General features: G+C 33.9%; 8 protein-coding genes. All 8 read right to left on the reverse strand.

Features of this window, described 5'->3' with window-relative positions:
• Positions 1 to 175: 175 nt before the first annotated feature.
• Positions 176 to 4,492: a PolC-type DNA polymerase III gene (locus ISP08_RS07795; protein ID WP_195718250.1), complete on the reverse strand. Its 4,317-nt coding sequence runs from the start codon at positions 4,490 to 4,492 to the stop codon at positions 176 to 178.
• Between the two features lie 192 nt (positions 4,493 to 4,684).
• Entirely contained in the window at positions 4,685 to 6,388 is a 1,704-nt protein-coding gene (locus ISP08_RS07800) for a proline--tRNA ligase (protein ID WP_195718251.1), read from the reverse strand.
• 20 nt (positions 6,389 to 6,408) lie between these two features.
• Complete coding sequence (gene rseP, locus ISP08_RS07805) at positions 6,409 to 7,692, reverse strand: RIP metalloprotease RseP (RefSeq protein WP_195718252.1); 1,284 nt, start codon at positions 7,690 to 7,692, stop codon at positions 6,409 to 6,411.
• Between the two features lie 308 nt (positions 7,693 to 8,000).
• The gene (locus ISP08_RS07810) at positions 8,001 to 8,783 is read right to left on the reverse strand and encodes a phosphatidate cytidylyltransferase (protein WP_048794062.1); all 783 of its coding nucleotides are present in this window, start codon (positions 8,781 to 8,783) and stop codon (positions 8,001 to 8,003) included.
• A 15-nt stretch (positions 8,784 to 8,798) separates the two neighbouring features.
• Positions 8,799 to 9,563: an undecaprenyl pyrophosphate synthase gene (locus ISP08_RS07815; RefSeq protein WP_048794063.1), complete on the reverse strand. Its 765-nt coding sequence runs from the start codon at positions 9,561 to 9,563 to the stop codon at positions 8,799 to 8,801.
• 255 nt (positions 9,564 to 9,818) lie between these two features.
• Positions 9,819 to 10,373, reverse strand: coding sequence for a ribosome recycling factor (gene frr, locus ISP08_RS07820; protein WP_048794064.1), 555 nt, complete (start codon positions 10,371 to 10,373; stop codon positions 9,819 to 9,821).
• 15 nt (positions 10,374 to 10,388) lie between these two features.
• On the reverse strand, positions 10,389 to 11,111 hold the full coding sequence (pyrH, locus tag ISP08_RS07825) for a UMP kinase (protein ID WP_048794065.1): 723 nt from the start codon (positions 11,109 to 11,111) through the stop codon (positions 10,389 to 10,391).
• 136 nt (positions 11,112 to 11,247) lie between these two features.
• Positions 11,248 to 12,126, reverse strand: coding sequence for a translation elongation factor Ts (gene tsf, locus ISP08_RS07830; protein WP_048794066.1), 879 nt, complete (start codon positions 12,124 to 12,126; stop codon positions 11,248 to 11,250).
• Between the last annotated feature and the right edge of the window lie 36 nt (positions 12,127 to 12,162).

The raw sequence follows: 12,162 nt of genomic DNA on the forward strand, positions 1-12,162 counted from the left end.
TTGACAAATAGAAAAGAGCGGGTAATATGCCCACTCTTCCTGCTTGAGTTTAATCTTTTAACAATAATATTATACCATATGTTCATGATGCGCACAAACGGCACTATTTACTAATGTTTTACGGTAATACGAAATACGATTAAATACATTGTTTGTATGCATGTAAGCTCACTTTTTACATATCAAATATAGATAATTGTGCCTTATCTGGTAAGTCTGGTAATGAGCCTAATTCATCTAAATAATCAATCACTTTTTGTGACAGACCCGCTTTTTTGTTTAAATCTTCTTTTGATAAAAATGGGCCTTCTTCCCTAGCATCTACAATACGTTTTGCAACGTTTTCACCTAGACCAGGTACAGCGACGAATGGTGGTATTAAAGTGTCACCTTCAATCACAAATTCAAACGACTTACTTTTTTCTAAACTTACAGGTTGCATACGATAGCCTCTATGTGCCATTTCATTCATAATTTCTAACACAGTCAATGTATCTTTTTCTTTTTTACCTAAATCCATATATTTGGAATACATGTCTTTAACAGTATTACGTATGCTTTCTTTGTCTTTAATCATCGAAATTAAATCAAAGTCTGATGCTCTTACTGTGAAATAGCTCGCATAGTAATATAAAGGATGATGCACTTTAAAGTAAGCAATTCTTACTGCCATTAATACATAGGCGGCTGCATGGGCTTTAGGGAACATGTATTTAATCTTTCTACATGAATCTAAATACCAATCTGGGACTTCGTTTTCAACCATAGCCTCTACCATATCGTCAGTTAAACCTTTCCCTTTACGCACAAATTCCATTGTTTTAAAGGCTAGTGATGGTTCTAAGCCGTTATACATTAGGTAAACCATGATATCGTCACGACAACAGATTACACTTGATAAGTCACAAGTACCTGAACGGATTAAATCTTGAGCATTTCCTAACCACACATCGGTACCATGTGATAAACCTGAAATTCTAACTAATTCTGAAAATGTGGTTGGCTTCGTGTCTTCTAACATTTGTCTTACGAATCCAGTACCAAACTCTGGTACACCAAAAGTACCTGTTTTACACAAAATCTCATCTTCAGTAACACCTAAAGATTGTGGCGAACTAAATATACCCATCGTATCCTTATCATCAACTGGAATCGTTTTCGGATCAATGCCCGATAAATCTTGCAGCATACGAATCATGGTTGGATCATCGTGTCCTAGTATATCAAGTTTTAACACATTATCATGGATAGAATGGAAGTCGAAATGTGTAGTCATCCATGAAGCTGATTGATCATCCGCTGGGAATTGCACAGGCGTAAAATCATAAATATCCATGTAATCTGGCACAACAATAATACCACCAGGGTGTTGACCAGTCGTACGTTTAACTCCCGTACAACCTTTAACAAGTCGATCAACCTCTGCACCACGTTTATGAATACCTTGATCGTTTAAAAAGCCTTTAACGAAACCAAATGCAGTTTTCTCCGCTACGGTACCAATCGTACCAGCACGGAACACCTTATCATCACCGAACAATTCTTTAGTATAATTATGTGCTTCTGGCTGATATTCACCACTAAAGTTCAAATCGATATCGGGTACTTTATCCCCTTTAAAACCTAAGAAAGTTTCGAAAGGTATATCTTGCCCTTCTTTGATAAGTTCACTGCCACATGTGTCGCAATTTTTATCTGGTAAATCAAATCCTGAACCAACCGAGCCATCATCAAAGAATTCACTCGTTTTACATTTTGGACAAATATAATGTGGTGGTAATGGATTAACTTCTGTAATTTCCGTCATCGTGGCTACGAAACTTGAGCCTACAGAACCACGCGAACCAACTAGATAGCCATCATCTAATGATTTTTTTACTAGTCGTTGAGATATTAAATAAATAACAGAGAAACCATTACCTATAATACTTTCGAGTTCTTTTTCTAATCTATCTATAACAATTTGAGGTAATTCTTCCCCATATAATTTTTTAGCGTTAGAATAACTCAATTCGCGAATTTCATCATTGGCGCCTTCCATTCGTGGCGTGTATAACTCATCTTTAATTGGTACGACACGTTCAATTTGATCGGCCAATTTATTTGTATTTGTAACAACAATTTCTTTTGCTAAGTCTTCACCTAAGAAATGGAATTCATCTAACATTTCATCCGTTGTTCTAAAATGAGCCTCCGGCAATGTTGAACGATTTAATGGATTTCCGGGTTGAGATGCAATTAAAATTTTACGTGCAATTGCATCATGTTCGTATAAATAATGCGCATTCCCTGTTGCAATTACAGGAATATCAGCAGCTTTTCCTGCTTTCATTAATCGATCATATATTTCATGAAGCGTCTCATTATCTCTGATTAATTCTCTATCAATTAAGTCTTGATATAGTGCAGGTGGTTGCATTTCAATATAATCATAATATTTAGCAATTTTTTCTACTTGCGTTTGGTCTTTTTGCATTACGGCGGTAAATAATTCACCTTCGTCACAAGCAGTACCAACAAGTAACCCTTCACGATGTTCATCTAATAATGAGCGTGGAATGCGTGGTGTACGATAATAATATTTTACTAATGATGCACTAACAATTTTGAATAAGTTTTTTAAACCTTCTTGGTTTTGAACAATAAGCGTTACATGGTTCGGTCTAGCACGTTTATATGCATCTTCATTCGTTAAAGATTTATTGATATCTTGATGGTTATTTACGTTTAATTCTTCAAGTTGTTTTAACATTTTTATAAACATGTATGCTGTCGCTTCGGTATCATAAATTGCTCTATGATGTTGCGTAAGTTCAACGCCATATTTTTTGGCTAAGAAGTTTAAGCCGTGCTTTCCATATTCAGTGTTAATTGTTCTAGAAAGTTCTAATGTATCGATAACACCATTGGTAGATGGTCCAAAACCAGCACGTTCATATCCCGTATCGATAAAGCCCATATCGAATGAAGCATTATGTGCAACAAAGATTGCATCGCCTACCCATTCTTTAAACTCTGTTAACACATCATTAATTTCAGGTGCATCTACTAACATATCATCTGAAATATGCGTTAAATTTTTAATCGTTTCAGAAAGTCGTTCATGCGGATTACTAAAACGTTCAAATTTATCTATGATTTCTCCTTCTTTAACTTTAACGGCAGCTAATTCAATAATTTTGTCATATTGGTTAGATAAACCGGTAGTCTCAACGTCAAAAACCACATAAGTCGCATCTTTTAAATTTCTATCAGTGGGTTTATAAGCGATCGGCACACCATCATCAACGAGCATACCCTCCATACCATAAATCATTTTAATATCATTTTTTTCAGCCGCAGCATGTGCATCAGGAAAAGCCTGTACGACGTTATGGTCAGTTACAGCAATGGCTTTATGTCCCCATTTTGCTGCTTGATCAACATAAGCGCTAATATTAGGTATTCCATCCATTTGACTCATAGAAGTGTGTAAATGGAATTCAACTCTTTTTTCTTCAGCTTTGTCTTGTTTAGATATTTTTTTAATCTCTTCAATGTCTGACATCATCATTACTAAATCTCTGACGAAAGTATCTTCTTCAATACGACCTTGCGCACGTACCCATTTACCAACACTTAACGCTTTAAAATGAGCTAAATCATCTTTATTTTTACGTGTGAACATCTTTAACACAAGAGAATCAGTATAGTCCGTTACTTTTAATTCTACGATATGTCGACCACTTTTTAATTCTTTAAGGTTAATATCAAATATGACACCTTCGACTGCCACTTTAAATTCTTCTTCAATAATATTTTCGATTGGTCTTACGCTTTCAACTTGAATTGGTTTACCAATCTGACATTTACTTACGTCACTTTCGTTATTATCTTGTTGTTTTGCTTTTTCAGCTTTCATTTTTTCTAATTTTTCAGTAGCTTCACGTGCGCTCTTTTCATCTTCTTCTTGGATGTGTGCTTCTAATGAGGCTAAATCATCATCTGTATTATCGTTATTTGTCTCAAAAATCACTTTATTAATATTAAAGCCACATTGTTTAAATGCTTTCACTAAGCTACCATTACACACTTTATCAAAATGATTTCCTTCAACATCATTTTGACAGACAACCTTAATCACATCGCCAGACATAATAAGTTTCTTTTGTTTTAATTGTCCTTTTACTTTCGGCGACAAGTTAGTTTGGTCAATACAATAATTGAAATATTTTAAAGCGTGTTCATCTTGATTAGATGTATCTTCAATTTCAAATTGCCATTCCACATACGCAATAGCTTTAAATTCTTCTGTCACGGCGTTAGTAAAAAGTAAGTAATCTTCATAAGATAAAAAGCGCGGTAATTTAATTTGAAGCATCCATGATCTATTCTTAGAGGAAACATCTATACGAGTTAATTCTCCCTGTTCTAATATATCTTGGTCTAACTGATAAGCAATCTTGATTTGGTCAGCTAGTATTTTGAATTTTTCTTGATTTGTCATTGCCATGACGGTAACCACCTTACTTTATAATGCACTGGTTATATACAGTGCTTATCGATTCAATTATGTAACATTGAATGCTAATAATCTCAAACTCTATAATAAATGCACCATTGCGTATATACAATGATGCATTTGTCAGAAGCAGATAAAATACTAATACATTATAACAAAATATTAATAGCTCTGCTTGTCCTGTTATTTAACTTTTTCATATAAAGCTTTTACGTAATCTACTAAATCATCGATGTTAACATCTTCACTTTCGCCTGAATCTCTTCGTTTTACTTCTACGATACCTTCTGCTGCGTTTTTACCGATAACGACTCTAACTGGTAAACCAATTAAGTCTGCATCATTAAATTTAACGCCAGCACGTTCTTTACGGTCGTCGTATAAAACATCAAATGAATTTTTCAAGGAAGCGTATAGTTGATCTCCTAATTCACGTTGCTCATCTTTTTTAGGATTTAACGTAATTAAATGTAAATCGAATGGCGCTACTGCTTTTGGCCAAATAATACCATTATCGTCATTATTTTGTTCAACAATAGCACTTAAAGTTCTAGAAACACCAATACCATAGCAACCCATTAATAATGGCTTAGCTTTACCTTGGTTATCTAAAATTGTCGCATTCATCGCTTCAGAATATTTAGTACCTAGTTTAAAGACTTGTCCTACTTCAATACCTTCAGCAAAATGTGCTGCTCCAGAACCATCTGCAAGTGGCTCTCCTTCTAAAATGAATCTAAAGTCACCAAATGCATCAACGTTAAAATCTCTATCAACGTTAGCATTCACTAAATGGAATCCATCTTCATTCGCGCCTACTACAATATTATTTAAATCTTGTAATGCATTATCTGCATAAATTTTAATATCTTTATCAAATATTGGTCCTAATGAACCTGGATTAGCACCTAATAAATTAACGATTTCTGATTGTGTTGCAAGTTCGATGTTGTCAGTTTCAAAGTAAGATTTTAACTTCACATCATTAATTTCATGGTGTCCACGTACTAAAATCATAATAAATTCGCCATCAACTTTAAAAATCATAGATTTAGTTATTTCATCTAATGGTCTCTCTAAGAAATCAGCTAATTCTTGTGCCGTATGAACATTTGGTGTTTCAATCTTAGCTAATGCTTCTACTGGTTGATGTTTTTGATTTGGTTCATAAACAACTTCCGCTTTTTCTATATTTGCCGCATAATCACTATTTTCACTATAAACGATAGTGTCTTCACCAATATCACTTAAGGCCATAAATTCATGTGTATGATTACCACCGATAGCACCTGAATCAGCTAACACTGGACGTGCGTTGATACCAGAACGTGAAAAAATTCTTTTATATGCTTCATACATATCTTGATAAGTAGCATCTAAAGATGCTTCATCTACATGGAAAGAATAAGCATCTTTCATAATAAATTCTCTACCACGTAATAAACCAAAACGTGGACGTTTTTCATCACGATATTTTGATTGGATTTGGAATAGCGTCAATGGTAATTGTTTATATGATTTTAGTTCATCTCTAACAATCGATGTCACCACTTCTTCATGGGTAGGTCCAAGTGCGAATTCACGACCATGACGATCTGTTAAACGCATAAGTTCTGCGCCATAAGAACCCCAGCGACCTGATTCTTCCCATAATTCAGCTTGTTGCAACGCTGGCATTAAAATTTCAACCGCATCGATACTTTCCATTTCTTCACGTATAATTGCTTCGATATTATTTAATACGCGAGTAGCTAGTGGTAAATAACTGTATATGCCACTTGTACTTTGTTTTATAAGCCCTGCTTTTAATAGTAATCTATGGCTAAGTGCTTCTGCACCGGCAGGTACCTCTTTCATCGTTGGTATAAAGACCTTAGATTGTTTCATACACTTTTACTCCTCTCTCGTTATAAGAAATAGCGTTGAATATCATTCCATGTTACTAAGACCATGATAATAAGGACAAAAACAGCCCCTACGGCAATAATTGCTGATTCAACTTTTTTATTTAATGGTTTTCTAAATATTGCTTCATAAAGCACAAATAAAATACGTCCACCATCTAATGCAGGAATTGGTAACAAGTTCATTAGTCCAAGGTTAACGCTCAATAACGCTGTTAATTGTATCACATTAATAATACCTGTTTTCACAACCGTATCGACATTATGATAAATACCAACTGGACCGTTTAACATATCAAATGAGAACCCGCCAGTGAAAATACTAGCAATCAATCCAACGATAGCTGTAAATATATATTTACCTGCTTCTATAGACTTTTCAAATCCACTAACTAAAGGTTTAAATGCTGAATGCTCATTTTTAGCTTGGAATCCTAAAACATAAGATGTTTGTGTTTTAGTTTTTGTAATTTTTTGTTCTACTTTTTTAGGTGTAAGCTCAACTGTTTTATCCTTGCCGTCACGTTCAACCGTCACTTTAGTCTTATTACTTTTAATTTCATTTATTTTATCGTTAATTTGTTGCTTATCTGTAATTTTTTGATCGCCTATTTTGACGATTTTATCTCCTGAATGAAGCCCTGCTTTTTGCGCTGGATAGTTATCAGCTAATTGGCCGATTGTTGTAGTTGGTGTGCCTTGATAATAGGCTAATCCAATAAATAATACTAAAGTAAGTAAAAAGTTAAATAACGGCCCCGCAAACAATGTTAAAAACTTTTGGTATGGCTTTTTGTAAGTAAATTGTCTATTTTTGGGCGCAATTTGAATTAAACTACCGTTTTCTACAAAATATGATTTATGCGCAATTGCATAATGGTGTCGTTCTTCATCTGAATCAACGCCTTCAATAAATAAACCTTCTTTGAAATCACATTGTTTTACTTCAATTGCTTCGATTTGTTGGAATTTATGTTGGTCATCTAAGATGATATGTGTAATTTCATCTTTCTCATTTAATTTAATTTTGACATGCATACCTGGTTTTACTGGTGGTTCTTCTAAACCATCACCAGCCATACGTACATACCCACCTACTGGCAATAAGCGAATCGTATATAACGTTTCATTTTTTCTAAAGCTGAAAATTTTGGGGCCCATTCCTATTGCAAATTCTGGACACATAATTCCTGCTCGTTTGGCGAAAAACATATGTCCGTATTCATGTACTGATACTAATACGCCAAAGACGATAATAAAAGCAAATATTGTTACTAAGAAACTCAATTATATACACCTCGTGTTTGATTAATTTAGTCGCGTAAAGTGTAAAAGTTAGCAGTTCATATGAATATACAATATTTTAAAACTAAAGAGGCGTAACTTTTACATTTATATATGGTTGTATCATTTCATTTGTGTTATTAGGGTTAAGCTTTTATAGCTTGTGAAAAGGAGTTAAGAAATAAATAACTACTCAAATGATGTAGCTATTTTACCTCATTAACTCCTGCTCGACAACTTTATTCCATTATACAATCGTGACAATAATTTGTATGTATATTCTCGCTAGTAATAATCAATTAGTCACATCATTACACTTGAATAAGTAAAATATTAACTAATGGTAAGACAAACATAAAGCTATCAAAGCGATCTAATATACCACCATGACCAGGTAATATTCTACCAGAGTCTTTTACTCCAAAATGACGTTTAAACCCTGATTCTACTAAATCACCAAGCTGTCCGAATGCACTAAGCACTACAGTCCAGATTAGTAATAACCAAACAGCGATATTAAAGTCAACAAAAATCAACATAACAATCGGTACTAATAAACTACAAATTAAACCGCCAATAAAACCTTCAATCGTCTTATTAGGACTAATTACTGGCCATAATTTGTGTTTGCCCATTAGACGACCGAAAATGTATGCACCAGTATCTGTTAACCACACTACTAAAAAGGCATATAAAATATAATGTATTCCTTCAGAGCGTGTTGCGTATAAATACATAAATCCAATACCTACATAAGCAACAGCCATTAGACAAAAAGCTGCATCCATAAAACTAAATCTATTTTTAGACAATACAGTATAACTTAATAAGATAAAACTAATTGCTATAAGCGATTTAAGTTGGAAATTATCAACCCATGTACCAGCATCTTGAGGCAACATTATAATCAATATTCCAAGCGCACATATGAGTCCTGGAATTGACATAAATTTAATCATATTCATATTTAATAATTCTTTTAAACCGATAAAAGCAAGTAAATATGAAAATAGCATTAGTATAAATCCGCCCTTTAGTAAAATAGGAAGGAAGATAATCAGAGCTATTATTGCAGTTAAAGTTCTAACTTTCATACTATTCTCCTAACTTTATAGTCCACCAAAACGTCGTTGGCGTGACTGATAAATTTTTATACATTTTGTTAGTTCTTCTTTATCAAAATCGGGCCATAATTTTTCATTAAAGATAAATTCACTATACGAAACTTGCCAAATTAAGAAATTACTAATACGTTGTTCCCCAGACGTTCTAATTAATAAATCCGGGTCTGGATAATTATGTGTGAATAAATGTTCTGAAATTAATTTTTCGTCAATTTGATCAGAACTCGCACCCTCTGCTAATAATTGTTCATACAGCGATCTCACACTATGTACAATTTCTGCACGGCCACCATAATTAATCGCAAATATTAATTTCATGCCTGTATTATTCTGAGTATCAGTCTTCGCCTTTTCTATTGCCTTAAGTGTAGACTTAGGTAAATTATCTAAAATACCTATCGTTTCAACTTTAACATTATTTTCAATAAGTTCGGGTAAAAAAGTTTTTAAGAAGTTTACTGGTAAGCTCATAATATAATTCACTTCATTTTCAGGTCGAGACCAATTTTCAGTGGAAAATGCATAAAGTGTTAAATATTTTAATCCCATATCGCTCGCGGCTTTTGTGATTGATTTTACGGTTTGCATACCTTGATAATGACCTTTAATTCTCGGCAGTTTACGTTGCTTTGCCCAGCGACCATTGCCATCCATTATGATTGCAACATGTTGAGGTATGTTATGTATGTCCAAATCATTATTTTCGTGATTTGAAGGTGTTTTATTCTTCTTTTTAAGGTTTTTAAACATGGTATTTCCTCCGAGCATGATCATCTCTGTATATTATAATAGGTTCTTTATACAATTATCTACCATTTTATCATACTAAAACTGTACATTACATAAACAAAGAAAAAACTGTACCAAAGTCTTATTTGATACAGTCCAATATCATCATAAAAACTAATTATCTTAATACAAACTTAAATTGCTTATATTATAATATGTTAGTTTTATAAAAAGTTATGAATTGTACAAATCACTTTTGGCACAGTCTTACCATGATTATACTGATAAAATATCTTGCTCTTTCTCTTCAAGTAAATTATCGATTTCCTTAATAGAATCGTCAGTAAGCTTTTGAATATCATCAGTTTGTGCTCTTAAATCATCTTCAGTAATGTCACCGTCTTTTTCTTGTTTTTTCAACGAATCATTACTGTCACGACGAACATTTCGTACTGCTACTTTAGCATTTTCACCGATTTTTTTAACTTCTTTAACTAATTCTTTACGGCGTTCTTCAGTAAGTGCAGGTACAGAAATTCTAATAACTTCACCATCACTTGAAGGGTTTACGCCTAAGTTAGCCGCATTGATAGCTTTTTCAATATTTCCAACAGAGCTTTTATCATATGGAGAGATAACAAGTAAACGTGCTTCAGGCACATTGATGCTTGCTAATTGTTGTACTGGAGTTGGTGCACCATAGTAATCAACAGTTACTCCATTTAATAAATTTGAATTAGCACGTCCTGCATTAATGTTTGCTAATTCTCTTGATAAATTATCGATAGATTTTTTCATCTTACTTTTCGTGTCATTAATTATGTCACTCATATTTTACACCTCTGATTATTTAGTAATTAACGTACCTATTTTTTCGCCCATCACTGCACGCTTAATATTGCCTTCTTCCATGATTGAGAACACATTTAAAGGAATATTGTTATCCATACAGAATGATGAAGCAGTAGAATCCATTACTTGTAGGCCTTCTTGTAACATTTGAATGTGCGTTAAATGCTCATATTTGATAGCATTGGCATCAACTTTAGGGTCAGCAGAGTATACACCGTCCACATTATTTTTACCCATTAAGATAACATCTGCTTCAACTTCAGCTGCACGTAATGCAGCAGTAGTATCTGTTGAAAAGTAAGGGTTACCGATACCTGCAGCAAAGATAACAACTCTTTTCTTCTCTAGGTGTCTAATAGCACGACGTCTAATGTATGGCTCTGCCACTTGTTTCATTTCAATTGAAGTTAAGACACGTGTATCACAGTTTAGTTGCTCTAGACTATCTTGTAATGCTAACGCGTTCATAACAGTTGCTAACATACCCATATAGTCCGCAGTACCACGGTCCATACCTAAATCAGCACCTGTTTTACCTCTCCAAATATTGCCACCGCCAACAATTACAGCAATTTCGCAATCCATTTTTGCAACTTCAGCTACTTGTCTAGCGACACTTTTAATAATCATAGGGTTAATACCGCTACCTTTATCTCCTGCAAGTGCCTCACCACTTAATTTTAAAACAACACGTTTGAATTTTGAAGTATCAGCCATCGTCTTATCCTCTCTATTGAAAATATATGTAAATGATACAAGTAAAGAAGACACGTGAGTTGGACCTATACAAAAGTTTATCTTTTATACTGAGGCACAAAAGGTGTCTTCTTTCTTGTTCAACACTTATGAAAAATTATTTCATTTGTCCTTTAACTTCATCAGCGAAGTTTTCTTCACGTTTTTCCATACCTTCGCCTACTTCATAACGTACGAAGTCAACAAGTTTACCACCTTTAGATTTCAAGTAAGCTTCAACTGTTTGGTCAGGATCTTTAACAAAGTTTTGGTCAACTGCACAAATTTCTTGTAAATATTTACGTAAACGACCTTCTACCATTTTTTCAACGATATTTTCTGGTTTACCTTCATTTAATGCTTGTTGTTTAAGTACTTCTTTTTCGTGTGCAATTTCTTCGTCATTTACTTGGTCAGAAGAAACATATTTAGGGTTGATTGCTGCGATATGCATAGCAACATCTTTAGCAGCTTCTTGGTCTGTTGTACCTTCAACAACACTTAACACACCAATACGTCCACCCATGTGTTTGTAAATACCGAAAGCGTCGTTATCTGTTTTAGTTCTTACTGCAAAACGACGGATGCTTAATTTTTCACCAATTGTAGCAATTGATTCTTTCATACGTTCGTCAACTGTTTTACCATCAGATAATTTAGTTTCAGATAATTCTTCTACAGTGTTTACTTTAGTTTCAAGAACTTGGATCGCAATTTCTTTTACTAATTCTTGGAAACCTTCGTTACGAGCAACGAAGTCTGTTTCTGAGTTGATTTCAACGATTGCTGCATCGTTTCCTTTTTGTTCTGCATGTACTAAACCTTCTGCCGCGATACGGTCAGCTTTTTTAGCTGCTTTTGAGATACCTTTTTCACGTAGGTAGTCGATTGCTTTATCGATGTCACCATCTGTTTCAGTTAACGCTTTTTTACAATCCATCATACCAGCGCCAGTTTTTTCACGTAATTCTTTAACAAGTTTAGCTGAAATTGCCATTTAATATTCCTCCATTATTTCATAAATTTAATATTT

This window comes from Staphylococcus lloydii, assembly GCF_015775975.1.
In the GTDB taxonomy this organism is placed as follows: Bacteria; Bacillota; Bacilli; order Staphylococcales; family Staphylococcaceae; genus Staphylococcus; species Staphylococcus lloydii.

Excerpts from the sequence above, each read along its gene's own strand:
- ISP08_RS07795 (WP_195718250.1), bottom strand. The coding sequence starts at position 4,492 with ATGGCAATGACAAATCAAGAAAAATTCAAAATACTAGCTGACCAAATC.
- ISP08_RS07800 (WP_195718251.1), bottom strand. The coding sequence starts at position 6,388 with ATGAAACAATCTAAGGTCTTTATACCAACGATGAAAGAGGTACCTGCC.
- ISP08_RS07810 (WP_048794062.1), bottom strand. The coding sequence starts at position 8,783 with ATGAAAGTTAGAACTTTAACTGCAATAATAGCTCTGATTATCTTCCTT.
- ISP08_RS07815 (WP_048794063.1), bottom strand. The coding sequence starts at position 9,563 with ATGTTTAAAAACCTTAAAAAGAAGAATAAAACACCTTCAAATCACGAA.
- frr (WP_048794064.1), bottom strand. The coding sequence starts at position 10,373 with ATGAGTGACATAATTAATGACACGAAAAGTAAGATGAAAAAATCTATC.
- pyrH (WP_048794065.1), bottom strand. The coding sequence starts at position 11,111 with ATGGCTGATACTTCAAAATTCAAACGTGTTGTTTTAAAATTAAGTGGT.
- tsf (WP_048794066.1), bottom strand. The coding sequence starts at position 12,126 with ATGGCAATTTCAGCTAAACTTGTTAAAGAATTACGTGAAAAAACTGGC.